This is a genomic window from Paenibacillus sp. NN59 (assembly GCF_057597225.1).
The window spans coordinates 3,925,991-3,949,996 of record NZ_CP199678.1; the positions used below are offsets into that span (position 1 = coordinate 3,925,991).

Genomic DNA, 24,006 nt, shown 5'->3' on the forward strand with positions numbered 1-24,006 from the left:
CGTTTATTTTTCTCGTTTATCATGTTAGTTAAAACATCCTGGGTACATGCCTGTCGTAATGGCAATCCGGTTCCAACTGTTGATTGAATTAATCGCCATAATCAAATTAACGATTTCCGTTTCGCTGAAGTGCTCACGAATTTTATTATATAGCTCAAGTGGAACCCCATGCTCCGATATTTGCGTCACAACCTCGGCCATCTCAAGCATAACACGTTGTTTCTCCGTAAATATAGGCACTTCATGCCACACACTGAGCAAAAGAATATGATCCCCATAATCGCCCAGCTTCATCAAGTCTTTAGCATGCATATCTATACAAAAGGCACAGCCATTGATCTGAGAGACACGAATTTTCAACAACTCATATAACACCTTATCTTCAAATTGCCCGGATACATATTGCTCCAACGCCATCATAGCTTTGAAAGCACCAGGGTTCGCCGCTCTGTAATTCATACGTAAATTCATATTCATTCTCCTCCATCATCTGCTCTCATTTGGTCTACATACTGAAGACAAATAACGTATGAAGTTTGTGACATCTCGCGAGAAAAAAGATTAAAAAAACAAAAAAGGCGCTCTGAATTGAACGCCCTTATCGTTATGATGCTTCATAATAAAGATTATCGTAATCATGCCAGATCTGCTTATCATAAAGCTCACGGTAATGAGAACAAAATACGAAATAGATTCGTACAAGAAGAGTAAATAGAGGAATATGATTCAATTTACGCCTTATTATCTGAGTTCAATTGCACCGGGATTTCGCTATAGTATGGGCATCCTGGTTCGTGGATAATACGCGGATCTACCCAAGTACCCCAATGTGGAAGACGATTCACATAAGGAGGCATATTTGGTTGCATATTTGGTTGCATATTAGGCTGTACATTCGGCTCGATGTTGGGTTGAATATTAGGCTGTAAGTTCGGTTGCATACTCGGTTGGGCAATATGTTCGATCTTTGGTTCGATCTTTGGTTCAATATTCGGTTTGATACTAGGTGGGATATTAACTGGTTGGATGTTTGGTTGAAGATTCGGTCCCACATTAGGCATGTGGTTGGATACAGGCGCGATCTGCGTTTTACAACCTTTTGGCGGGCCGATAATTACCGTTTTTTGAATGGGGGCCAATACTTCCTGCACTTTATGGTCATCCAGACAATAGGTGTGTGCCAGCACTTTCGCAGGAGTCAGTCGCAAAATATCAGAGCCGAAGATCGCTTCAGGCACAGGAGCATCAAAGATCGCGAGCAGATGTGTGTGATCTGCCGTCGCCACTTCATAGTGCCACCATCCTTGCGGTACGTTAGCGGTCTGCCCTGGTGTAATGGGGAAATGAAGCAGTTCATTCGTGAACGGGTTAATGAGGGAAACAACCGCCGCACCGCTGATGCAATAAACAAGCTCGGCTGCGTTCTGATGAATGTGAGGTTCGACGACATTGCCTGCACTCAGAAAAATATCCAATAAAGAGCTGTCGCCCAACGTATTGAGCTGTTTAACCGAAAGTGCATTAATGTAATTATGCTCATCTTTCTTGAAAAGCGGATTGTTGCTCAGATCATACGTAAACTGCGTAGTCGGTAAAGTGAAATCCATGTACGAGGTTGCCAAAATAAAACGCCTGCCCTTCGCTCTCGGTTTAGGTGGTACCCTATACCTCAGCGTATGCCTAGCGCCCAGATCGGTGAGCCCATTTCTACTGGGCTAAGTTGCTGTGTCAGCGAGTGAAGAATCCGCATAGGCTGATATCATCAATCCAGACATTGGAGGCTTGTGATATGTCATATGTTCCAGGTGCATCATCAACCCAGCAATCTGTAGGCTATCCTTATCCTTATTATCCGCCACCGCCACCCCCTTACCCTTATCCATACCCCTATCCTTATCCACCGGTAGTGCCATTTCCTCTTCCTTTTCCTATTGGGGGATTTGGACCATCGTGGCATGGTGGTTATCCAGGACATTATCCGGGATATCCGGGAGGCCCTCACGGCGGCGGTCCAGGAGGACACGGGGGCCATGGCGGACCGGGTGGGCCCGGAGGTCCCGGCGGATTTCATGGTCACCGTTTTTTCCAGTGGTAGAGCCTGAAGGCTTTACGTTTTAGCCAAAAGGCAGGAGCTATTCAAATTGCTCCTGCCTTTTGGTTATTTCATCTTTTTATATCCATCGTAGTTTACAACGAACATTCAGGGTTCTAGTATTCAATCCCATCCATTAGATTCAAATTGCGGATAGACATCCGGAGAAGCTCCGCAAACGATGATGTAACGTAATAAACAAAGTCTGGATCATGCACATACATAATAATCTGTCCGTATGTCCCCGCCTCTGCTGGATCAAAATCAAACATCAAGTAGAGCGAACCTCCAGCCATTGTGGCAAAAGGAATCCATGATTTATGGAACAAATACGGTTTGATCTCAGGATCTAACTGGCAAATCTCTTCATCACCGTAATGCTCCTCCAGCTTCTCGTCCACATCACAGAAATATTGTTTGGTCTCGACAATCTCCTCAAGTGACATTAGATAGAACGGTTGACAAGACCCCTGCTCTACATCCCCCGGGTACAACATATGCAGACCATAACCACTGCCATCCGTATGGCGGTAAAAAGCACGGAAATCAGAGGGTAGGCGAACCTCATACAGTTTCTCGAACTGATCCAGTTCTGCCTCGGATACACCTGACAATTGAAGATACGTGTCATACAATGACCGGATCTCTTCATCTTGTATTTTCCGGTCTAACAGATGGTTCAATTCTATCCGCAGATCATTGATAACCGTATCCACTCCAGACTTCATATCCCGTCACCTTCACCTTTCTGCACACTTCGGTCCAACACATATTGTTCATATCCCCAGAACGCCTCTTGTTCATCGCCGCCTTCAATCAGGATCATAACTGCATACGAGAACAGATTAAGCCATTCCTCCATCACTGCAACCTGCTCATCTGAGATGAGATGATTACTGCGAAGCATACCTTCCGGTTCTACAGCCCAAGTCCTCGCCAGATGAGTAATGCTCCATAGGCAAGCGATTACTTCCCGATCCAGTGCTGCATGCGAAAGATCTGGAGCGAGCGTGCGTAATATGCGCATTAATTCATGGAAGTTCTCTTCAATCAATTGACCGCGAAACGGACGTAAGCTACCGAGAAAGCCATGTTCCATTTTCGGATGATTCACATCATCGTGAGCAAAGGCGTGATATTTTAACAACACTATAGCCTCTTTACGTTCCACCCTCATCATCCTTTAGCAAAATCAAATTCATTCATTCAAGGCCTGCCAGTCTATGCTACCAGCGCAGCGGCTCCTGTTCACGCCATAATACGTAACGCTCCCGTTCACGCAACGTACCTGTGCCAATTCCGTATTCGTCCATCCGTTCCGAACCCAGATCAAGGATGTGCAACATACCGCCATATGTTCCCACAGCAAGCTGAGACTGCTCAGGTGACACAGCCAGAGAACAGATCGTTGAGCCCACAAAATGGCGCCATAGCTCTTGGCCTTCGCGGTTGGTGCAATACAAATAACCGTATGCATCACCAATCACCATGCCTGCCTCCATCTCAATCATGGTATAAACACGAGCATTCTCTTCAATAATAGGCCACTCTTCATCCTGTTTACGATCAGCAATGCTGTCTAGCGGAACTTGAATCGTTACTCCATTGTAGAAATGGCAGGCATTAAACCAGACAACTTGATTGTCCTGACTGAATGCCGCACAGTGCGGATAACTCGACTCCGGCTCCACCTGATACGTCTTGTTATTTTCCCGATCCAGCACCGTATGGCTACTCATCTGGCTTCCCCAGGCAATCCAGCGCTCCTCCGAAGATACTGCGGCATGTCCCATAGAAAGTTGAGTGTCCTCGTATTCGTACTCCTTAATCTCTGACACATCGGGATGAAGAATAATCACCTGTTCCTGCTCTATCAGATAGATGCCGTAACGGGATTGAAGCAGCAGCGCCTGTCCTTGATCCATGGGGATCAGCTTTTCAATCGTGTTCTCGGGATGTATCGTATCTGCCAGGGATTCAATTTCAGGCAATTGAGCTTTGATTCGATCTTTGATCTTGTCCCACGGGTAGTATGCGACTTGCTCTCCTTCCAGCTTGCGGTCTGGTTCACGAATGACGCGAATACCTTCATGACTCGCCAGAGCTACGTAAGCGCCGCCCGCTGAACAGCCTGCCATGGTGTAATCCGGACTACACCACCATCCCTGCTGATCCATCGTATATACCTGCCCGTTATTCGACAATACTCCTGTATTACAGAGCATCGTATCCTCATTCAAGTAACCTACAACTTGCACGGCCTGCATAGAATCCTGAAAATGATTGCTCAGCGGCCACGTCGCCGCAGGTAATTCTTCTCGAAGACGCTCCACCTCACCTTGAAGATTAGCCTGTTTCACCATTTTCATCACTTTGGAACTGAGCGAATGCCGGGCATCATCTGCCAGTTCAGATTCATCCGGATGCTCTCCCTGAAGCATTTTATGTACAAATGCATTTACATCCCTGGCATACCGCTTGCCTTCCTTACGCCACTGTTCTGCAATTTCTGTATCCAGCCAATCCATAAAATCCCCTCGCCCTCTGCTGCTCTCTATTCCAATGCAGTGCAATGATGTGCCTGCAATAACTGTTGTATCGCCTGCACCTGCTGCTGCGCTTCTTGCGCCTCCGTTGCATGATTATTTTTTTCATAAAATAAACCTATTTCGCGCTCACTCGCCATATTAAAACGAACATACCCGCCAATCATGGCGCTGAATAGCTTGCATGTATATTCATTATCAATGACCAGATCCCATGAAAAGTGCGACTCGCACAGATCTACCAGTTCTTTCATTGATGTTCCGTTCTCTTTTCCCGTAAAATGATAAAAAATATGTTGCTTCTCCTCGTTCCACGGTTCGAAATACGCTGGTCTGAACGGCTCGTCCCTGTTGTAATATCCGCAGTAGATACGATCAAGAATATCAGCGAAAGACGCCTCGTTCGATGGCCACACCGTAATCTGTTCATCATGCCGCGGGAGCCAAATTAGACCTTCCACATCTGCATGAATAACCAGGAAATCGCCGTCTACTGAACTTCCAATGCTAATGCACTCTTGCAATTGGGACTGGCTGATGACCGTTGCTTCCGTATGCTCCCAAAGATCATATGCTGCAAATGGTTTTAAAACTTCAGGATCCGGCCGCTGAATGTTCATCCAGCCTGAATAAGTTCCTTCTCCGTATTGTTGCAGCCAGCGCTGATAAGCCAAAGGCAGACGAACGGCGTGTCCTTGCTCCACTTGTTGCAACTCCTGATGAGAAACAGGCTTTAACATGTGAGACACGATATACATTCAGCATCAGCTCCTAACATTAGAATCATCAAATTCATAAGATGATGGATAGACAAAACACATTAGGCCAACTCTTCCTGTACGATTTCAGTCTCTACGCCTTTGCGATTACGAATGCGGATGGCAAAAGCATCATAACCATTACGCTTTACTTCATTGAAATGCACACGTTCACCTGTAATCAGCTCATACGTCCCATCTGCCTCCACATCCTCGCCAAACTCTTCATCCCATGGCACGTTGTAATATGCCGTCAGAAATACTTCAAATGTATCCTCACCCTCAACGTCAAGATAAGGACGAAGCGGCCTGTTGTTCAATTCTTCCTCGGGATACGTCTCACACACCATCGCATCGTAACCATGCTTCGCTGCATCAATAAGCAGATAGCGTTCTCCAGTAACCGAGTGTTCTGCATAAATCAACAATGGTGTCATATCATGCCACATAATCAGATCATCTTCATCCAGGTCACCATAATAAAAAATATGAAACTGATCATGTCCATCGCCGGTTTGTAATTTTCCTTGCCATTCCACTTCATGTGTTTTTTCTGCCGCCACGCTCTTTGTCAGCCCTTGCAGATATACAGGCCCATGCTCTACACCATACATATTCATCATTTTGCCTCCACTTTGTTCATTCGAATTGTGACAACCTTATGCTCATCATCCACGGTCAATTTTACATCAATGCCCAGCTTTTCACGAAACAACGCCGTAATATTCAGGTAAGGATCACGTGCGGCTTCCGTGCCGCGATTGCTAGACCGGCTCATGCCTTGATGAATGATAGACTTCACCAGCTTATCGTCCCCTTTACCCGTTTGTTCGTAGGTATAGATTATCTTTCCCTCACGGTCCAGCAGCGTGATTACCGTAACAAAGTCATTTGCATTGGTATATTTGTTTTCGCTTTGCACATACACATGATCGCTCTGCGAGTAATCGATTTGACCTGCTAAATACGGGTTGTTTCCACCCGGTTGAACTTCGTACTCCTTATAAGCCAATTGAAACAAATACTGTAGACCGCTCGTGTCAATACGGTAATACAGCTGGCGGTCGTCTCCTCGTTTGTCCATTGCTGTATATCCGTTGATCAGCGGCCATGTCTGATAAGATTTACCTTCGACATCCACAGCAACGGCGTAGCCTGATAACACCTTTTCTTTTTGAAATACACCATACGTCTCCATAATAAAATAAGCAGGTATGCACATCATGGCAAACACAAACAGAAAAACACTAAATTTAATTCGCTTATTCATCTTTTTTCCCCTGTTCCTGATGATAATCATTTATCTGAAGTTATGCTGCATCTTCGTTAACACGCGGGTTACAGCTTCCCTGTTCTTGGCCTCCTTGATGTAGACAGGGATACTGTGTGATGCAGTCTTCTGAGATCTGCCTCCATATTTCACACGTAAATCAGCCGATACATACTGCAGAAGATAATTGAGATGTTTCCGATTGACCGCCCAGATCTGTTTGCCTCGAATGTGGTCCAGAAAATAGAGTTCCAGACCAAAAAGCGGGTCCCTGCCCTTTTGAATTTCGTTGTAATAACCTCGACTGACCTGCCTTTTGTGCAGTGTAGCTCGATTGTTCGCCCCGCAGTGTGGACATGTAATATGGACTAGCGGATGAGGTGTCATCTTCTCATCTGTTACCAGCACCGTAAACCACCGCTCACATACTGTACAATATCCCTTAGCTGCATACTCGTAGTCAGCTTCTTTGACTGCATGAGCGTAGCACTGACTACATCTCCACTGCACTTTTCCATTAGAGCGTTCTATGTAAGCGTACCCGCCGCATTCTGGACATTTGACTTCAACTCGCTCTCCCCGGTAAAGCACAGAATAAAAGCTGTATTTGTATGCCCCTTCGTCTTCGAAACGTTTCACATTCACCCTCTCCTTTCATTGAACCTTACGCTGAAACAGTCGTTTATCCCACATTGTTCCAAATGAGCCGTTAATAAAATTATATGAAACTCTTAACCCAAGCACAACAAATGCTGGCGCATTGTCTAAAAATAACGCCCTTGGTCCTACACAAATGTGTGCTTCATCACACCGATGATCCCATCGATATCGTAATCTGGACTTAGGAGATTCCTGAAATATTACTTGCACAAGTTCGTTTTTGTGAAAATCATCACTTGCTAATTGAAAGGTTGTGAATCTATGCTCTCGTTTCCCAACATTTATAAATACACGCTGATCCTGACCATCTTTACTGCTGCACTCTCTCATTGCAGTTCGACAAGTCCAATTCAGCAGACCCAAAATGAAGAAGCCTTTTCAAGTACTGCACCCAGCCAGCCGCCCGTTGATCCGGTTATTCGCAGAGATGGCCAAACCGTATATATCGAAATGACCTCTCAAGTGACAGATATTGAAATTTCAAAAGGAGTCATCTATAACGCCTGGACGTTTAATGGAACGTCACCTGGCCCAGTCCTGCGTGTGAAGGAGGGCGACACGATCGTTTTTACGTTGAAAAATAAAGATACGCGCATGAATCACTCGATGGACATGCATGCCGTTCATGCTTCTCCGAGCAGTAAATTCATTGATGTCATGCCGGGGGAAGAAGGTACTTTCACTTATCCGGCCTCCAATCCCGGCGTATTTATGTATCACTGCGGTAGCAAACCAACCCTAGCTCACATTGCCAATGGCATGTACGGCATGATCATTGTTGAGCCCAAAGCAGGATATCCTTCGGATCACCTCGTTGATCGTTCGTATACCCTTGTGCAGAGCGAATGGTACAAAGAGCACGATTACAATTCTTTTGTTAACGGGGAACCCGAGTATGTTGTTTTTAATGGCAATACCTATACTCTGAAAGAACATCCGCTACTTGCCAAAGTAGGAGATACCGTTCGCATTTATGTTAGTAACGCTGGTCCAAATGAAGTCTCTTCCTTCCATGTCGTAGGGACGATTATGGATCGTGTATACAAGGACGGCAATCCAAGAAACATCGAGTATGGTATTCAGACCGTTATGCTACCTGCCAGCGGAGGAGCGGTTGTCGAGTTTACCGTCACTGAGGAAGGTGACTATCCCATCGTAACCCACCAATTCAAACATGTAGACAAAGGTGCTTCTGCCGTGCTCCGTGTCACGAAAGATGGTAAAAATCACGGTGGTAAGACCATGGCTCATTAAATATACAAAGAGGTGACTAAGAAATGATCTGTACCCATGGAAAAAACGATGCCTGTTTCACCAAAGTTTCGCTTTTTCAGCATCTGGACCCTGCGGACGCTACATTGCTGACCTCGCTTCTCCATACCCAAAAATATCATAAAGGAGAATATATCGTGCAAGAAGGTGAACGTTCAGACACCCTCTTTGTGATACATCAGGGCAGTGTAAAGCTCTCCAAGTATAATGAGAATGGCAAAGAACATATTATTCGCTTCCTGTTCTCCGGTGATTTTTTCGGACAGAATTCATTACTACATCAGACACCCCATCAATCGAATGCGGAGGTTCTTGAGACCTCGTCGATATGTTCTATCCGCAAAGAGGATTTCGACCAATTACTTGAGCATGATCCCAAACTTGCTTACCATTTCCTGCTTGCCATCACCCGTCTGCTCAATGAGACCGACGAGTGGAACAGCTCTCTCAGCGCTATGACGACGGAGCAAAAAATTGCAAAGCTTCTTCTCGATTTCCATACCCGGAATCATGCCAACCCTGAGATCCGACTGCCTGTTTTCAAAAAGGATATAGCCTTGCTCTTAGGAATTACTCCAGAGACGTTAAGCCGGAAATTAAACATGATGCAACATCAAATGCTGCTTCAAGTAAACGGCAATGAGATTCGGATTCTGCAGCTACAGGAGTTGAAAGATATGATCTCCTGATCGATTCGTCTGCTTGCATATGTAAACTATTTAACCCAGGTTGTGAGTATCGTCACAGTGAACGTCTGATTTACAGTATAAAGTGAATAACAAGAAAAGAATTTTCAGGAGGCTAACCTTATGACGACTACCGTTGTTAAATTGGACAAACAACTCATTATGCATAAAATGCAGGAGCTATGCTCCCTATTGTTACAGGATGAAGGCTACAAAGAGATGCGTGAGATGATCGACCAATTTGCCGCAGATGAACAAGCGACAGAGCAGTATGAACGCTTCATGGAGAAACATCAGGCCCTTGAAGAGAAAGAACGTCAAAATATTGAGTTGCTCGAATCCGAGATTAAAATCTACGAAGAGGAAGAACGTGCGCTTTACGATCATCCGCTGATTCGCAGATTTATCTATGCACAGCGTGAGTTCAGCCAATTGCATCAGCAGATCAGCAACTATTTTACAAAATCCGTTGAATTGAATCGGCTACCAGAAGCCAAAGAACTAGGTAAAGAAGCCTGTGGTTGCGGTGGAAGCTGCTCGGGTCATTAATTTCAATATAAAGTTGAAACTTCATCATCAATCTATAAGAAAAGAGTATCCCATTCAGAATTGAACTGATTAGGATACTCTTTTGCTTTGATAGATTCAGACTTCGGTTTGATGCGATAAGAGTTTTATATGATGTTTCAGAGTACACCCAAACTAAATATCCAGCAGCAAGGACACCAGCAGTCCCATCGATGCGATCAATCCTACCACAGGCCCTCCTTCTTCAAAAGCCTCAGGCATCATCGTTGAACAAAGCATAGCTATGATACCCCCTCCGGCAAAAGCGCCAATCGCTGCTCCGATCTCTTTCGGAAGCTGTTCCAGAAATAGATACCCGCCCATTGCGGCAAGAGCAGAGATCAGCAATACACCAAGCCACATCAGTAGAATTTTGCCTTTGCTATATTTGCTATTTTTCAGTCCTGCCGTACTGGACAACCCTTCAGGAATATTGCTGACAAAGATCGATACCACCAGCACCACACTGACACCTTTACCTGCTAGCAAACTGGCACCCAGCATGATCGATTCGGGAATGGCATCCATCACTGTGCCTGCAAATATGCCGAGTCCACTTTGCTGGCTTGAATCTTTTTTGCTGGAACGTTTCCGATCGGACCCGCCTTTGGCCGAGATGAGCCAATCAAACAAGGTATACACCACAGCTCCTGCGGTAAAACCGACAGCAGTTGGCAACATGCCTCCATCATTCAATGCATCTCCAAGAAGCTCAAACGTTGCTGCACCAATCAGCGTGCCTGTTCCAAAAGCCATAATCCAACCGATAACCCTTTTCGGAATCTTCATGAATAATGCGGCAAGAGCACCAATTACAACCGCTGAGGCGGAGATGCCGCCCCACATCAATGCAGTCCACATTCGGGTAGGCCCTCCCTTTTTCCAGATCGTTTTATCTCCCATTAACCCGGCGTGACAGATTAAAAACAATCACCTGTTTCAATAGATTCTATTTTCAGACTGCGCTGTATGCTAAAGTAAGCAGCCCCGTCAGGAGCTGCCTCATGTCATGCCGTATCTTGTAATCTGATCTGTTTCCGCTAACCCGCCAGCTTACTCGGCATCCGGATAAGGATTGATCTTCTGGATCGTTCCGTCTTCGTTGTATTTCAACTCGGAATATTTAACGCAGCGCTTATGGTTGACGCCTTCCGACAGGGAGCTGTCGTGATAGAACAGATACCACTTGTCTTCGACTTGCACAATGGAATGGTGGGTTGTCCAGCCGATAACTGGAGAGAGAATCTCACCCTTGAATGTGAACGGCCCCATCGGGTTCTTGCCGATCGCATATACGAGCTTATGCGTGCTTCCTGTAGAGTAGGACAGGTAGTAATAGCCGTTATATTTATGCATCCATGGGCCTTCAAAATATCTCCGTTCCTCATCCCCAGCCAGAATTGGATTCCCATCTTCATCCACAATGGATATCTCGACAGGTTTATCCTGGAAGGACAGCATGTCGTCGCTGAGCAGGGCAACTTGTGGTCCAAGCGCCGGCTGGTCAGGAGCCGGTCCTTCTGCATCTGGTACGAAGCTTCCGGTCTGCCATTTTTCCAGCTGGCCGCCCCAGAGTCCGCCGAAATAGATGTATGACTGATTGTCATCATCCACCAGTACGGCCGGATCGATACTGAAGCTGCCTTCCATGTAATTCGGCTGCGGCGTGAACGGCCCTGCCGGAGACTCTGATGTTGCCACACCCAGACGGAAGATGTCGTCATGATCACGTGCCGGGAAGAACAGGTAATAGGTATTGTTCTTATAAGCAGCATCCGGAGCCCAGAGCTGCTTGGAAGCCCACGGAATATCTCTCAGATGCAACGCTTCGCCGTGATCGACGACCGGGGAATCGAAGTTGTCCATCGAGAGCACATGATAGTCTTCCATTTTATACTGGTCACCGTTATCGTTGCTCGGCTCGTCATGATCGAGGTCATGGGAAGGATAGATATAGATTTTGCCCTCGTAGACATGGGCGGACGGGTCCGCAGTGAAGATGTGGGTTACAAGCGGCTGGTGGGGCTTAGGTAAATGTTGTTGGTTCATAAGGCATCTCCTTTGGTATTGGAATAATAGAATCCTTCATAAATAAGTAGGACTAGCGTTCTTTATACCGTTGCCCGAGGCGTGAAGTTCAGAACTAAGACTGTCTCCATCATGAGATGGTACTGCTGAGGCACGCGAACATGGGAGGCCCCTCATCGTCCAGCGTGTAGGACTTCCTGCTCGGTCCGGAAATAGCGCTCAAATATCCGGCGATTACGGGATTACGGTAATTCATTGAATGCAGCGTACCTCCCTCTGAAATCAAAGCAAGCGCTTACAATATCTAGTGTAATTGTACTAGATCCGCTTGTTCTTTCCTATACTCATACTTAAGATCTTCCCCCAAAAAAATGTACAATTCCCCCTATCCGATTATACTGGAATTAAACACCTATTGCTCGCGTTTTACTTACTTGGTGAACATTTTTTGGTCGATGTTGGCTGCAAAAACGGATATATGCTTTATTGCTAATTCCGGCGTCAACCTTTGGCAATATGTCGTGGTAGGCATAAAACGTTAGAGGACGGATCGTTTACAGCGATCAGTCCTCTAATGTTTTTTTGAATAGCGACTTCAATGGGAATATGTTCTTGTCCCTGGGCATGTCTTCATGGTTAGTAAACGTTCAGCATCATTCCATGTCAATCCGATGACGATGTGACCTATGTCACCTGATGTGGACTTAAATCACGTTATGATAACATGATGTGATTTATAGCAGGATAAACCAGAGCAGAAACTGCACCGCTCCAATGATCTCAATGATGCCCACCTTCATAGGACGTAGAGTTTGACCTGCATATCGGAACGCTCTCGCAGCAGAATAGACGAAGGCCAGCCCCATCCATGGATACCCAACGATAGCCGGAATGAATAGCAGTGTAACATGCACAAGTCGTGACAACCTGATCCAGCGAGGATTGTTGCGTTCCCGAAAGACAGATTTCACAAAGAACGTACTTCCTGTAAAATGTAAAAAGGAAAATAATACAACGATCAACATGCCATAATCCCATTCACCACTGCCAATTAAATAAGCTGCTGCTCCGCCAAGGGAGAACACTAACATCGCACAAAGGTCATTGGTCAGTGACCTTTCTGCCTTATGTCTCACATGCCAGATGTTAACCAGGAGTAGGCCTACGAGCATAGGGCCAAACCATAACAGCGAGGATTGCCCAACGACGGCCGGTATGAGACAGACCAAAGCTACCGTGCCGTATATGGCGGCCCATGTGTACAAGCGATGCCGATTCGCGTTTCGTTTGAGCGATTGCAGCAAAGGATATGCGGTCAGATATAGGCCAAGCCAGGCTATGAACAGAGGTACATGAAGCCACTGGGGACTACTTGCCGCCACACCGACGAGGAAAGGCACACTAACCATCGCCCACCCACCGTGCTCATGAGGGATAACGATTGGTTTTAGGTTCGTACTTGCATTGATTTTCAATTCAATCATAACCTCCTATCCGATTTACCATTACAAAATTAGAGCTTTAGAGAGGATGAACTCGTATGACTCGGGTAAATAAAGAAAACGCAGCTGAATTTCTGCAGCAATTCCCAATATTTCAGGATCTCAGCCCTGAAGAGTTGAAACAAGTCGAAGAAATCGCCATATCCCGCAGCATCAGCAAAAAAACAGTGATCTTTAGTGAAGGCAGTGAAAAAGAAGCGGTCTTCTTCATCCGTACCGGCATTGTCAAAGCGTACAAAACAGACGAAAACGGACATGAACAGATTGTCTCCTTTCTCAAAACAGGAGATATGTTCCCACATACCGGATTTTTCAATGCGCATCCATACCCCGCTACCGCTGTTGCGATTACTCCGACAAGTCTGCTAGCGATTCCTGTCCGTCATTTTGAACGGCTCATGCTCAGCACACCTTCCATTGCCATCAAAATTATGCGTGTACTTGGCGATAAAATACGCGAATTACAAGATAAGTTACAAGTGCTTTCCGGTCAGGATGTGCGTAATCGTGTACTCTCCTTTCTTCTCATGCTGGCAGAGCAACATGGTCAGCAACAAGCAGATAAAATTGTCATCAATCTGCCCATGACCCACCAGGAATTCGCTAATTCCATAGGAACGACAAGGGAGACAGCCAATCGACTGCTGAACCAGCTTGCGAAAGATGAATTGCTTGAGGTTGATCGTAGTCGCATCATCATTCATAACCTGCAGGCTTTAAAGGAACAACGAGACGCCTGAGCATAACGATAAGCCGCTGCATGCATTTTGCTTATTCTTTTTTCTTTCTTCTTACTTCTATCCGAGTGTGGAGACTGCCACTTGTGCAAAAAGAGACCTTAACTACTGTAAATCAAGTTAAGGTCTCTTGCTGTATGTTGGATCACTTTTTCAAAACCTGTTCCGTTTATGTGATTTGCTCAGGCAATCGTAAGATCGGGTTTACTCATGTCACTGAACATACCGGCGTAATATTTGACTTCCCCAGCTTCATTACGAATCGCTGTAATACTAAGCCATTCCTGATAGACCTCACCGTTTTTCTTCCGGTTCCAGATCTCTCCCTGCCAGTATCCTTTATCACGCAGTTCCTGCCACAACTGATCATAGAACTTTTTATCCTGCTTGCCTGATTTCAGCATGCTTGGCTTCTGTCCTACCGCTTCTTCAGCTGTATAACCTGTAACTGCCGTGAAGGCTGGATTCACAGAACGAATAACACTGTTCGTATCTGTCACCAGAATCGCTTCAATTGTATTCTCCAAAATGCTGGCAGACAGTTGAAGTTTCTCCTGATAGAACATCCAGATGACAAGCACGAGACTTACCAGTGCAATCTGGGATAACGCCATGAATCCAATCGCATAATGCCCTGTCATACTGTACAACAGTGTCAGCATCAATGGAGGGAAGAAACCACCCAAACCACCCATAGCTGAGATCATACCATTCGCGATTCCTGCTTGTTTGACGAAATACATTGGCACCAATTTGAAAATCGTACCGTTACCTGTCCCCGCGCAAAGCGCAACTGTCAGACAGCCTACTGTATAGATATAGAAGGATGGCGCGAAGGATAACACAATCGCCGCTACTGTCAATCCGCCAAATACAAACATTAATATTTTGAACGGATTAAATTTATCACCCAGCCATCCGCCAACCGGACGCATAATTGTTGCGACCAGGATGAATCCTGCGGTGCGAAGTCCGGCATCAACCTTATCCATCTGGAAATTGGTTACCAGGAAGTTCGGCAAGTAGACGGTGAACGCCACGAATGAACCAAACGTTAGGAAATAAAAAAGACACAAGAGCCACAGTTTATTATTGCGTGATACGTCTTTTAGCTGCTGCATCAGAGGAAGGGTGACACGTGTTTCTTTTTTGTCTCCCAAAGCAAAGTTGAGTGCCGCCATACCAATTAAAAGAATACTGTAAAATAATACGGTTTTGGACCAACCCACCTGAGCAGCAACCAAAGGAGCTCCAAACGCCGAAAGCGCCGTACCCAGGTTACCAATACCATAGATTCCGTTAACAAAACCGTGACGCTCTTTGGGATAATACTTCGGTAATGAGGTTACTCCAACAGAGAACACAGCTCCACCGATCCCGAGGAAAAATCCCCCAATGACCAGATCACTGAAAGATGTTGCGCGGCTTACCCACCATACTGGAGCTAGTAACAATACAAAGCTGATCATGAAAATGTTACGTGCCCCGTATCGGTTCGTCCAATACCCAATCGGAATACGGGCAATCGAACCGATCAATACCGGAATAGCCGTTGCCCAAGCCAGCTGTGATGACGTAAGTACAATGTCTTCTTTAATGAAAGGCATGAGTGATGACAGAATCACCCATACCATGAAACCGAGAATCAGACTTGCGGTTTGCAAGGGCAGTTGAACTTTACCTTTTTGTTGCATTTACATCGCCCTTTCCTTATGTTGTTCTTGATTCTGATTCGGATACACTGCCCCGTCTCTTCTGCGATACAGCACGTAGCTACGTCTGAGATATCCGAGAGGCATACTCAGCATGTGGACGAGACGTGTGAATGGGAACACACAGTACAGCACAAATGTAAGCAAGATATGAACTTTGAAGTTCATGGGCACAGTTTGCATTAGAGCCGGATCAGGTTGGAAGACCAGAAGTCCACGCAGCCATGGATTAATCGTTGTACGATAATCAAACCCACTGTGGTTTACCGCATTAGCGGATGTTGCCAGAATGCCAGTTACGATAACAATAATCAACATGGCGAGGGCCAGCCAATCCCCAACGCTGCTTGTTGCGCGCACTCTACGAGCCGTATAACGGCGTACCAACAGAATAACCAAACCGGCAAATGCAATAATTCCTGCCGGTAATCCGCCGAACACAGCGCCCATATGATAGGCTTCGTCACTCAGACCAATCCAGTGGTAAAATTCGATCGGTACTAGCAAACCGGCAATATGTCCGCAGATGACGGCGAAAATGCCGATGTGGAAGAGTAAACTTCCCCATCGCAGCATACGTTTCTCCAGCATCTCACTTGATTTGGATGTCCAACTAAACGGATTGGTTACATATCTCCAGATGGTCGCTGTGATACAAAACACGATGACCATATACGGGAGAGCACCCCATAACATGAATTCCAGTGTACTCACCGACTGCCCCTCCTCATCAGCTCAACGATCTCGTTCAGACCGCCAAGCGGTTGTTTCTGTTCTTCTTTGCTTGGTTCAGGTACGTCCGAAACAGACGGCTCGGGCATCACCTGTAACATCAGCGTAAGGAGCGGCCCGTATGGACTGTTTTGTCCTGCAATACTTTCGGTCATCGATACCAGTGCTTTATGGCAACTGTCCAGAACTCCAATGGCATCCTGCTCCAGAGCCTCGGCAATGAATTCAAGCACCATGGGCAAGTAATCCGGGAGTTCGGTAGCTTCCATATAGAAACCAGCCGCTTCATATCTGCGTTTCAAATCAATCAGTGCTGGCCCGCGATCCCTCTCATCGCCATGCAAAGCATACGTCAGATAGAGATTCGATTTTTTATCAAAGTCAAAAGAACGAACATACGCGTCTTGCCACCGTATGGCATCTAGAGCCTGAGCACTACTGATGAAGGTTAACACGGTCTGCTTCACTTCTTCATCAGAGATGGAAAGAACAGCTCCCTGTACGCCTTGTAATCCCTCTCTCCACTCGGTATCCGGATATTGCAGCAGATAGGAGATCAGTTTGCAGACCATTCGTCTTGTTTCCGTGTCATACACCGGCTTAACGATTGGTTCTGGATCGATATCAATTGTCATCGTTGTTGTCTCCTCTCCTATGAGAATACGCCGCAAGAACCCGGGCCGCCTGCAAAGTCAAGACCGCAGCTGCCTTGTTCACTGAAGAGATCCGCCACTTCCTCACGGTGAGCTGGTGGGATCACAAAACGATCATCGTATTTCGCGATAGCGAGCAGACGATACATATCTTCAACTTCCTGCGCACTCATGCCTACCATATCTAACAGGTCGGACTCACTTGTTTTGCCGGTTTGCTGGTTACGCATATGAATACGCATTACAGCCATTTTGCGCAGTACTTCACGAATACGTCCTGTATCTCCAGCAGTAAGCAGGTTCGCCAGATATTCAACCGGAATACGCATGTTATCAATCGCCGGGAAAATATCGTTTGCTTCGAGCGAGCTTCCTTGGCCTTCTACCCGGTTCGTGATCGGGCTTAACGGCGGAATATACCATACCATTGGCATCGTGCGGTATTCAGGGTGCAGTGGAAGTGCGATCTTCCAGTCAATCACCATTTTGTAGATCGGGGACTGCTGCGCTGCTATAATCCAGTCCTCTGGAATGCCTGCTGCCCGTGCTTCACGGATGACTTCAGGATCATTCGGATCAAGGAAAACATCCATTTGTGACTCATACAGATCCTTTTCATTCTCAACCGATGCTGCCGCTTCAATGCGGTCTGCATCATAGAGCATCAGACCGATGTAACGGATACGTCCGACACAAGTTTCGGAGCAGATCGTTGGCAGACCCGCTTCAATCCGCGGGAAGCATAGTGTACATTTTTCGGCTTTGTTCGTCTGCCAGTTGAAATATACTTTTTTGTAAGGACAACTGGATACACAGAATCTCCATGCACGACAAGCATTCTGGTCAACCAGTACGATACCGTCCTCTTCCCGTTTGTACATGGCACCTGATGGACAAGAGGACACGCAAGACGGGTTCAGACAGTGTTCACAGATTCGCGGCAGGTACATCATAAATACCTGTTCAAAATCCATTTTGATCGATTCCTCGACACCTTTCATGTTCGGGTCTTCCATCCCCGTTATATGAGCACCGGCGAGGTCATCTTCCCAGTTTGGACCCCATTCGAGGTTCATGTACTCTCCCGTGATTTGGGATTTCGGTCTTGCGACCGGCTGGTGTTTTTTCTCCGGACTGTTGGTCAGTTTTTCGTAATCATAAGTCCAAGGCTCGTAGTAGTCGTCAATCGTTGGTTGATCCGGGTTGTGGAAAATGTTAAGCAAACGTCTGGCACGTGTACCGGATTTCAGCTCCAGCTTGCCATTTTTCATCTCCCAGCCGCCGCGATAACGCTCCTGATCCTCCCATTGTTTCGGATAACCGACACCCGGTTTCGTTTCGACATTGTTAAAATACATGTACTCTGCACCTGGACGATTCGTCCAGGTGTTTTTGCATGTAACGCTGCATGTATGGCATCCGATACATTTGTCCAGGTTCATGACCATACTGACTTGTGCTTTAATCTTCAAGCCAATCCACCTCCTGCAGTTTTCTAATGATGACGTTCAGGTCACGCTGGTTGCCTGTAGGGCCATAATAGTTGAAACCATAACTTAACTGGGCATAACCACCGATCATATGCGTTGGTTTCACATGAATACGAGTCGGACTGTTATGCGTACCACCGCGTGTCTGTGATATTTTCGTACCCGGAACGTTAATGTGACGGTCCTGAGCGTGATACATAAAGGCTACTCCGCGTGGAATCCGGTGCGTAACAACTGCTCTTGCCACAACGACCCCGTTACGGTTGAAACATTCGATCCAGTCATTATCCACCAGGCCGGCGTCCTCAGCATCTTCATGATTCATCCAGATCGTTGGGCCACCACGGAACAATGTCAACATCGGCTGTGCATCATAGTACATACTGTGAATGGACCACTTGTTATGCGGTGTCATGTAGTTCAATACGATTTCTTTGCCGCCCTCGATCGGACGTTTGCTGTTTGGATGGAACGGTGTATGTTTCAGAATCGGTTTGAAGGTCGCCAGCGTCTCACCGAACTCACGCAGCATCGCATGGTCGATATAAAACTGTTGTCTGCCCGTCAATGTCCGCCATGGAATCAGACGCTCTACGTTGGTTGTAAACGGTGAATACCGCCGTCCGCCTTTTTCCGATCCGCTGAATGCAGGTGATGTAATGACTGTTTTCGGTTTTGAAGTAATCTCATCAAATGTGAAACACTCCTCCGAGCGCTCTTCTGCCAGATCCTTCAAGTGCAGTGCCGTCTTCTTCTCAAGTGACTCCCACGCACGTACAGCCATCTTGCCGTTTGTGGTGGTAGAGAGCGTCAGAATTGCTTCAGCAACGTTGCGATCTGTACTCAGATCTGGACATCCTTGTCCAATACCATCTTTTCGGTTAACACCGAGAATGCCTTTCAACTTCTCATACTCCTCGGTTGCAGACCATGAGATCCCCTTCGTACCAATCGGTTTATCCTTCACATTAGGTCCGAGACTGATCATTTTGTTGTAAACCGCAGCATAGTCACGTTCTACCACATGAATATGCGGCATCGTTTTGCCCGGAATAGCTTCACATTCTCCAGCACTCCAGTCTTTGATCTCACCGTACGGCTGCGCGAGTTCATCCGGTGAATCATGCAGCAACGGTGTAGTCAAAATCTCCTTCTGCGGTCCGTCGAACTGCTGTGCAGCCATGTCGGAGAACACACGTGCAATCTCCTTGAACGTATCCCAGTCGGAACGGGATTCCCACTGTGTGGCTACTGCCGGGTTGAATGGATGCACGAACGGGTGCATATCCGTACTGCTCAGGTCGCTTTTTTCATACCATGTGGCTGCTGGAAGTACGATATCGGAATACATTGCTGTACCCGCCATCCGGAAGTCCATATTGACCATAAGATCCAGCTTGCCTTCCGGAGCATGTTCCACCCACTCCACATGCTCTGGACGAAGTCCCAGATCATCATCATTCAGCAATCCGTTCGTGGCACCGAGCAAATGCTTGAGGAAATACTCATGTCCCTTACCTGAGCTTGAGATCAGGTTTGCTCTCCAGACAAACAGCACACGCGGGAAGTTCGCCGGGTCATCAGGCTGTTCAATGGAGAATTTCAGATTTTTATTTTGCAGTTCGGATGCCACGTAAGCTCCGATCTCTTCATTCGTTTTTGCTCCCGCATCCAGTGCATCCTGATGCAAATCAATAGAGTTCCGGTTAAATTGCGGATAAGACGGAAGCCAGCCCATGCGTGCAGCCATAACATTATAGTCAGCAACGTGCTCGAAGCGCGGATCACCCTCAAGTGCCGAGGTCAGCTCTCCGACCTTAGTCTCCTCATATCTCCATTGATCTGTTGCAAAATAGAAGAAGGAGGTACCATTTTGCAGACGCGCAGGTCCACTCCAGTCACGCGCAAACGCAATCGTCTGCCAGCCTTCCGCCGGACGTAGTTTCTCCTGACCTACATAGTGAGCCCAACCACCACCGTTAACCCCCTGACAGCCTGTCATCAGCAGCAGGTTGATAATGGCACGATAGATTACGTCAGAGTTGTACCAGTGGTTGATGCCGGCACCCATAATAATCATAGAGCGACCTTGTGTATCCACGGCATTTTGTGCAAACTCACGTGCGATCTGAACGACGGTATCCCGGTCAACCCGGGTGATTTTTTCCTGCCAAGCAGGTGTAAATGGTTTATCCTCTTCCGCTTCCATAACGACTCCTGCAACGATTTCAGTAGAGTCTGCTGAACGCGTCATTTCACGATCAACCCCATACTTCGCCAGCACGAGATCATAAACCGAAGTAACCGTAATCCAGCGATCATCAACCCAGATGCGGCGAACCGGGATTTGACGTTCCATTACGTGACTTCCTTCGTCATCGAAGTAAGGCAGTTGCACGGTTACGAGATCATGGTGCACACCGAGCATGGAAAGTCTTGGATCAATCGGCTCGCCGGTATCCACCTGCTCCATTTTGAGATTCCATGTACCTTCTTCACCCCAGCGGAAGCCCATACTGCCTTTTGGAATCGCATAGGATGCCGTATTTTCGTCATATACAAGGGTCTTCCATGCCATGTTGTTGCCCTGGATGCCCAGGTCTTCCCCAAGCAGGAATCGTCCTGCAGTGTTCACGCCATCCTTCTCTTCGACAATCAACAAATTCGGGAAGTCTGTATATTGCTTCGCATAGGACATGAAGTACTCCGTAGGATGATCCAGATAAAATTCTTTCAGGATGATGTGCCCCATTGCCATGGCAAGAGCTCCATCTGTACCTTGTTTTACGGACATCCATGTGTCTGCAAACTTCACATATTCGGCATAATCCGGACTGATGGATACTACTTTTGTCCCTTTGTAACGGGCTTCAGCGAGGAAGTGGGCATCCGGTGTACGGGTCATTGGCAAGTTGGAACCCCAGACCAAAATGTATCCTGAGTTGTACCAGTCGCTACTCTCCGGCACGTCTGTCTGATCTCCCCAGATTTGCGGGGATGCCGGGGGCAGATCCGCATACCAGTCATAGAAACTGAGCAATGGTGAACCTACCAGAGACAAGAAACGGGATCCAGCAGCGTAACTGACCATGGACATCGCTGGAATCGGCGAGAAACCAATGATACGGTCAGGGCCGTAATCTTTGATCGTATGAATCATGGAAGCAGCAATAATCTGTGTTACTTCGCCCCATGATGCACGAACCAGTCCACCTTTACCGCGTACCGATTTGTATCTCTTCACTTTGACCGGATCATTCGCAATGCTTGACCAAGCTCGAACGGGATCGCCATGAGTCTTCAGGGCCTCACGCCACATTTCAAGGAGCGCACCACGCACGTAAGGATGTTTCACACGTAATGGACTATATAGATACCATGAGAAGCTTGCTCCACGCGGACATCCACGCGGTTCAAAATCAGGCATATCCGGTCCGGTTGATGGATAGTCCGTCGCCTGTGTTTCCCATGTCACGATGCCATCTTTCACATAAATCTGCCAGCTGCACGAACCCGTGCAGTTCACGCCGTGTGTGGAACGCACCACTTTATCATGCTGCCAACGACGGCGATACACATCTTCCCAGTCCCGGTTTACCGGGGACATCTCACTCCAGCCTTCCGCGTTTTTTTCACGTTTGGCAAAATACTTCAGTTTGCCCATCCAGGGCATGCTTTTGCTGCTCATTGTTGTCCTCCCACAATTGTGACCTGTTGATGCTGGTCTTCCTATCCTCCAATCTGCGACATATGCCGCAGCGTAGGTGTTCCGTTAATCTCTTGCCCTTTTAAGGCTTTTACCATGTCATGAGTTTCGGGTTTGGAGCCGAGCGCCTTGTAAAATAAATCCTGCACCGCTTTGTCGTCACCAACGAGCGGGCGAACATTGTACTCATCCGACCAGTACAGACAAGGCTTAATGTTACCGTCGGCCGTTAACCGGAGCCTGTTACAGCTACCGCAGAAATGGCTGCTGACCGGATGAATCAGCCCGAATGTTCCAGCGGCTCCAACGATCCGGTAACTATCTGCTGGGCCATTGCCATACACATCACCGCAACTTTCGTAGTTCCACTTGGTTCCGCAAGTCTTCAGTACATGTTCAAGCGGCAAATAACTCGACTTCCAACCGGTTCCACTGTCTCCGATGGGCATGTATTCAATAAAACGAATATCAATTGGAGCTTCCAGCGTCATGCGTAGAAAATCCTCCACCTCATCGTCATTTACACCCTTCATCAGTACAACGTTTAGCTTGATGGGCTTGAATCCAGCCTTTTGACTGGCTTTGATGCCCTCCAGCACGCGATGTACCTTACCGCCCCGTGTAATACGCGCAAATCGCTCCGGCTTGAGCGAATCCAGACTAATGTTCACGCGTGTCAGACCTGCCGCTTTCAGCATCTCGGCATGAGCTGCCAAAAATATGCCATTGGTTGTCAATGCAATGTCTTCAATCCCTGGAATAGCGGATAACATCGCAACCAGTTGATCCAGCCCCTTGCGAACGAGAGGTTCTCCGCCAGTCAATCGCAGTTTCCGTATGCCTAGCGGAGCAAGTGCCTGGACAATCGATGTAATTTCTTCATAGGACAAAATGCGTTCTGTCGGTTCAAACTGCATTCCTTCTTCCGGCATGCAATACACACACCGCAGATTGCAACGATCCGTAACGGATATACGCAAGTAATCGTGCACACGTCCAAAAGGGTCTATTAGTTTTGATTCCATACACGTACCTCCTTTCTCTCGGGTGCTGTCATGACATCGCTAAAGGAGAACACTCGCTTCCTCACATGTATTGTCAATCATGGGCTAAGCATAATGATGTCTGGCTTTGCTAACTGTGCAAAATATCACAAGAACTGAAACATAACGCACAGTTGCACATTTATGAAAGCTCCGCAAGCCTTTTCCGAACAGGATTTCAGTCCAAATAAGGCGAGATTATGACAAAAATAAAGGTGTGAGCAGGCTCACACAGCCTCGCTGTCTGCTTTTCTATAATCAAGTTGCAACACCACACTAATCCCAATTTGGAGGAATGACCCATGAACACATACGCTGCAACCATTAATGCCACAGAGTATCCACCTCATTTGAAACATAAAATTATCTTTGAAACGTTTGAAGCTCTTCAGCCTGAGGAAGCGATGTTACTCGTTAACGATCACGATCCAAAACCGCTCCGCTTCCAGTTTCAATCGACACATCCTGACGGCTTTGACTGGGAGTATATCGAACAAGGTCCTATAACGTTTCAGGTCAAAATCACTAAACGATAGATTGGAGTTGAACGGG

Annotated in this window: 24 protein-coding genes; 6 read left to right on the forward strand and 18 right to left on the reverse strand. The window is 46.9% G+C overall.

The window, feature by feature from the left end; all coding sequences use genetic code 11:
* Positions 1 to 24 precede the first annotated feature (24 nt).
* Complete coding sequence (locus ACT89M_RS17195) at positions 25 to 471, reverse strand: carboxymuconolactone decarboxylase family protein (RefSeq protein WP_253493670.1); 447 nt, start codon at positions 469 to 471, stop codon at positions 25 to 27.
* Between the two features lie 260 nt (positions 472 to 731).
* On the reverse strand, positions 732 to 1,622 hold the full coding sequence (locus ACT89M_RS17200) for a cupin domain-containing protein (RefSeq protein WP_373323312.1): 891 nt from the start codon (positions 1,620 to 1,622) through the stop codon (positions 732 to 734).
* Between the two features lie 167 nt (positions 1,623 to 1,789).
* Here ACT89M_RS17200 and ACT89M_RS17205 point away from each other — a divergent pair, with 167 nt between their 5' ends.
* A complete protein-coding gene (locus ACT89M_RS17205) occupies positions 1,790 to 2,095 on the forward strand; it encodes a hypothetical protein (protein WP_308723359.1) in 306 nt (101 codons plus the stop codon).
* 113 nt (positions 2,096 to 2,208) lie between these two features.
* On the opposite strand, the gene ACT89M_RS17210 is transcribed toward ACT89M_RS17205, so the two are convergent.
* From ACT89M_RS17210 to ACT89M_RS17240, 7 genes are all read right to left on the reverse strand, one after another.
* A complete protein-coding gene (locus tag ACT89M_RS17210) occupies positions 2,209 to 2,820 on the reverse strand; it encodes an SMI1/KNR4 family protein (protein ID WP_308723360.1) in 612 nt (203 codons plus the stop codon).
* Positions 2,817 to 3,263: a hypothetical protein gene (locus ACT89M_RS17215; protein WP_308723361.1), complete on the reverse strand. Its 447-nt coding sequence runs from the start codon at positions 3,261 to 3,263 to the stop codon at positions 2,817 to 2,819. Before ACT89M_RS17215 ends, ACT89M_RS17210 begins: the two co-directional genes overlap by 4 nt.
* A 55-nt stretch (positions 3,264 to 3,318) precedes the next feature.
* Complete coding sequence (locus ACT89M_RS17220) at positions 3,319 to 4,620, reverse strand: hypothetical protein (RefSeq protein WP_308723362.1); 1,302 nt, start codon at positions 4,618 to 4,620, stop codon at positions 3,319 to 3,321.
* A gap of 26 nt (positions 4,621 to 4,646) precedes the next feature.
* Positions 4,647 to 5,396 (reverse strand): SMI1/KNR4 family protein, encoded by a 750-nt coding sequence (locus ACT89M_RS17225; RefSeq protein WP_308723363.1) that lies wholly within the window; start codon positions 5,394 to 5,396, stop codon positions 4,647 to 4,649.
* Positions 5,397 to 5,458: 62 nt separating this feature from the next.
* Positions 5,459 to 6,019 carry a hypothetical protein gene (locus ACT89M_RS17230; RefSeq protein ID WP_154983619.1) on the reverse strand — a complete coding sequence of 187 codons (561 nt, stop codon included), beginning with the start codon at positions 6,017 to 6,019 and terminating at the stop codon, positions 5,459 to 5,461.
* Positions 6,016 to 6,666, reverse strand: a complete 651-nt coding sequence (locus ACT89M_RS17235; RefSeq protein ID WP_154983620.1) for a hypothetical protein — start codon at positions 6,664 to 6,666, stop codon at positions 6,016 to 6,018. Before ACT89M_RS17235 ends, ACT89M_RS17230 begins: the two co-directional genes overlap by 4 nt.
* Before the next feature lie 30 nt (positions 6,667 to 6,696).
* Entirely contained in the window at positions 6,697 to 7,305 is a 609-nt protein-coding gene (locus ACT89M_RS17240; protein ID WP_154890548.1) for an FmdB family zinc ribbon protein, read from the reverse strand.
* A gap of 282 nt (positions 7,306 to 7,587) precedes the next feature.
* Between ACT89M_RS17240 and ACT89M_RS17245 the strand changes: the two genes are divergently transcribed.
* The 3 genes from ACT89M_RS17245 (at position 7,588) to ACT89M_RS17255 (ending at position 9,833) form a co-directional block, all read left to right on the forward strand.
* Positions 7,588 to 8,580: a multicopper oxidase domain-containing protein gene (locus tag ACT89M_RS17245; RefSeq protein WP_308723364.1), complete on the forward strand. Its 993-nt coding sequence runs from the start codon at positions 7,588 to 7,590 to the stop codon at positions 8,578 to 8,580.
* Between the two features lie 23 nt (positions 8,581 to 8,603).
* Positions 8,604 to 9,287, forward strand: a complete 684-nt coding sequence (locus ACT89M_RS17250; protein ID WP_308723365.1) for a Crp/Fnr family transcriptional regulator — start codon at positions 8,604 to 8,606, stop codon at positions 9,285 to 9,287.
* A gap of 120 nt (positions 9,288 to 9,407) precedes the next feature.
* Complete coding sequence (locus ACT89M_RS17255) at positions 9,408 to 9,833, forward strand: YlbF/YmcA family competence regulator (protein WP_154890551.1); 426 nt, start codon at positions 9,408 to 9,410, stop codon at positions 9,831 to 9,833.
* Between the two features lie 153 nt (positions 9,834 to 9,986).
* Here the strand turns inward: ACT89M_RS17255 and ACT89M_RS17260 are convergent, their stop codons facing one another.
* The 3 genes from ACT89M_RS17260 to ACT89M_RS17270 all read right to left on the reverse strand — a co-directional run bounded on the left by ACT89M_RS17260 (position 9,987) and on the right by ACT89M_RS17270 (position 13,363).
* Entirely contained in the window at positions 9,987 to 10,712 is a 726-nt protein-coding gene (locus ACT89M_RS17260; protein ID WP_154957524.1) for a ZIP family metal transporter, read from the reverse strand.
* Positions 10,713 to 10,904: 192 nt separating this feature from the next.
* A complete protein-coding gene (locus ACT89M_RS17265) occupies positions 10,905 to 11,900 on the reverse strand; it encodes a glycoside hydrolase family 43 protein (protein ID WP_154890552.1) in 996 nt (331 codons plus the stop codon).
* 713 nt (positions 11,901 to 12,613) lie between these two features.
* The gene (locus ACT89M_RS17270; protein WP_308723366.1) at positions 12,614 to 13,363 is read right to left on the reverse strand and encodes a YwiC-like family protein; all 750 of its coding nucleotides are present in this window, start codon (positions 13,361 to 13,363) and stop codon (positions 12,614 to 12,616) included.
* 56 nt (positions 13,364 to 13,419) lie between these two features.
* On the opposite strand from ACT89M_RS17270, the gene ACT89M_RS17275 reads away from it, so the two are divergent.
* Positions 13,420 to 14,121, forward strand: a complete 702-nt coding sequence (locus ACT89M_RS17275) for a Crp/Fnr family transcriptional regulator (RefSeq protein ID WP_090916998.1) — start codon at positions 13,420 to 13,422, stop codon at positions 14,119 to 14,121.
* A 179-nt stretch (positions 14,122 to 14,300) separates the two neighbouring features.
* Here the strand turns inward: ACT89M_RS17275 and ACT89M_RS17280 are convergent, their stop codons facing one another.
* Genes ACT89M_RS17280 through moaA form a run of 6 tightly spaced genes read right to left on the reverse strand, consistent with a single transcriptional unit; the run spans position 14,301 to position 23,436 of the window.
* Positions 14,301 to 15,812: a nitrate/nitrite transporter gene (locus ACT89M_RS17280; RefSeq protein ID WP_308723367.1), complete on the reverse strand. Its 1,512-nt coding sequence runs from the start codon at positions 15,810 to 15,812 to the stop codon at positions 14,301 to 14,303.
* Positions 15,813 to 16,526 (reverse strand): respiratory nitrate reductase subunit gamma, encoded by a 714-nt coding sequence (narI, locus tag ACT89M_RS17285; protein WP_090917322.1) that lies wholly within the window; start codon positions 16,524 to 16,526, stop codon positions 15,813 to 15,815.
* Positions 16,527 to 16,540: 14 nt separating this feature from the next.
* Positions 16,541 to 17,197: a nitrate reductase molybdenum cofactor assembly chaperone gene (gene narJ / locus ACT89M_RS17290; protein WP_308723368.1), complete on the reverse strand. Its 657-nt coding sequence runs from the start codon at positions 17,195 to 17,197 to the stop codon at positions 16,541 to 16,543.
* Positions 17,198 to 17,214: 17 nt separating this feature from the next.
* A complete protein-coding gene (gene narH / locus ACT89M_RS17295) occupies positions 17,215 to 18,687 on the reverse strand; it encodes a nitrate reductase subunit beta (RefSeq protein ID WP_090917004.1) in 1,473 nt (490 codons plus the stop codon).
* On the reverse strand, positions 18,677 to 22,393 hold the full coding sequence (locus tag ACT89M_RS17300) for a nitrate reductase subunit alpha (protein ID WP_308723369.1): 3,717 nt from the start codon (positions 22,391 to 22,393) through the stop codon (positions 18,677 to 18,679). Before ACT89M_RS17300 ends, narH begins: the two co-directional genes overlap by 11 nt.
* Before the next feature lie 41 nt (positions 22,394 to 22,434).
* Positions 22,435 to 23,436: a GTP 3',8-cyclase MoaA gene (gene moaA / locus ACT89M_RS17305; protein ID WP_090917008.1), complete on the reverse strand. Its 1,002-nt coding sequence runs from the start codon at positions 23,434 to 23,436 to the stop codon at positions 22,435 to 22,437.
* Positions 23,437 to 23,756: 320 nt separating this feature from the next.
* Between moaA and ACT89M_RS17310 the strand changes: the two genes are divergently transcribed.
* Complete coding sequence (locus ACT89M_RS17310) at positions 23,757 to 23,990, forward strand: DUF2249 domain-containing protein (RefSeq protein WP_090917009.1); 234 nt, start codon at positions 23,757 to 23,759, stop codon at positions 23,988 to 23,990.
* Positions 23,991 to 24,006: the final 16 nt, after the last annotated feature.

Coding starts and splice junctions, on each gene's coding strand:
- narJ (WP_308723368.1), bottom strand. CDS start 17,197: ATGACAATTGATATCGATCCAGAACCAATCGTTAAGCCGGTGTATGAC.
- ACT89M_RS17265 (WP_154890552.1), bottom strand. CDS start 11,900: ATGAACCAACAACATTTACCTAAGCCCCACCAGCCGCTTGTAACCCAC.
- ACT89M_RS17255 (WP_154890551.1), top strand. CDS start 9,408: ATGACGACTACCGTTGTTAAATTGGACAAACAACTCATTATGCATAAA.
- ACT89M_RS17220 (WP_308723362.1), bottom strand. CDS start 4,620: ATGGATTGGCTGGATACAGAAATTGCAGAACAGTGGCGTAAGGAAGGC.
- ACT89M_RS17260 (WP_154957524.1), bottom strand. CDS start 10,712: ATGTGGACTGCATTGATGTGGGGCGGCATCTCCGCCTCAGCGGTTGTA.
- ACT89M_RS17205 (WP_308723359.1), top strand. CDS start 1,790: ATGTCATATGTTCCAGGTGCATCATCAACCCAGCAATCTGTAGGCTAT.
- ACT89M_RS17310 (WP_090917009.1), top strand. CDS start 23,757: ATGAACACATACGCTGCAACCATTAATGCCACAGAGTATCCACCTCAT.
- ACT89M_RS17250 (WP_308723365.1), top strand. CDS start 8,604: ATGATCTGTACCCATGGAAAAAACGATGCCTGTTTCACCAAAGTTTCG.
- ACT89M_RS17270 (WP_308723366.1), bottom strand. CDS start 13,363: ATGATTGAATTGAAAATCAATGCAAGTACGAACCTAAAACCAATCGTT.
- ACT89M_RS17230 (WP_154983619.1), bottom strand. CDS start 6,019: ATGATGAATATGTATGGTGTAGAGCATGGGCCTGTATATCTGCAAGGG.
- ACT89M_RS17225 (WP_308723363.1), bottom strand. CDS start 5,396: ATGTATATCGTGTCTCACATGTTAAAGCCTGTTTCTCATCAGGAGTTG.
- ACT89M_RS17235 (WP_154983620.1), bottom strand. CDS start 6,666: ATGAATAAGCGAATTAAATTTAGTGTTTTTCTGTTTGTGTTTGCCATG.
- ACT89M_RS17300 (WP_308723369.1), bottom strand. CDS start 22,393: ATGAGCAGCAAAAGCATGCCCTGGATGGGCAAACTGAAGTATTTTGCC.
- ACT89M_RS17210 (WP_308723360.1), bottom strand. CDS start 2,820: ATGAAGTCTGGAGTGGATACGGTTATCAATGATCTGCGGATAGAATTG.
- ACT89M_RS17275 (WP_090916998.1), top strand. CDS start 13,420: ATGACTCGGGTAAATAAAGAAAACGCAGCTGAATTTCTGCAGCAATTC.
- narI (WP_090917322.1), bottom strand. CDS start 16,526: ATGTTATGGGGTGCTCTCCCGTATATGGTCATCGTGTTTTGTATCACA.
- moaA (WP_090917008.1), bottom strand. CDS start 23,436: ATGGAATCAAAACTAATAGACCCTTTTGGACGTGTGCACGATTACTTG.
- ACT89M_RS17280 (WP_308723367.1), bottom strand. CDS start 15,812: ATGCAACAAAAAGGTAAAGTTCAACTGCCCTTGCAAACCGCAAGTCTG.
- ACT89M_RS17195 (WP_253493670.1), bottom strand. CDS start 471: ATGAATTTACGTATGAATTACAGAGCGGCGAACCCTGGTGCTTTCAAA.
- ACT89M_RS17245 (WP_308723364.1), top strand. CDS start 7,588: ATGCTCTCGTTTCCCAACATTTATAAATACACGCTGATCCTGACCATC.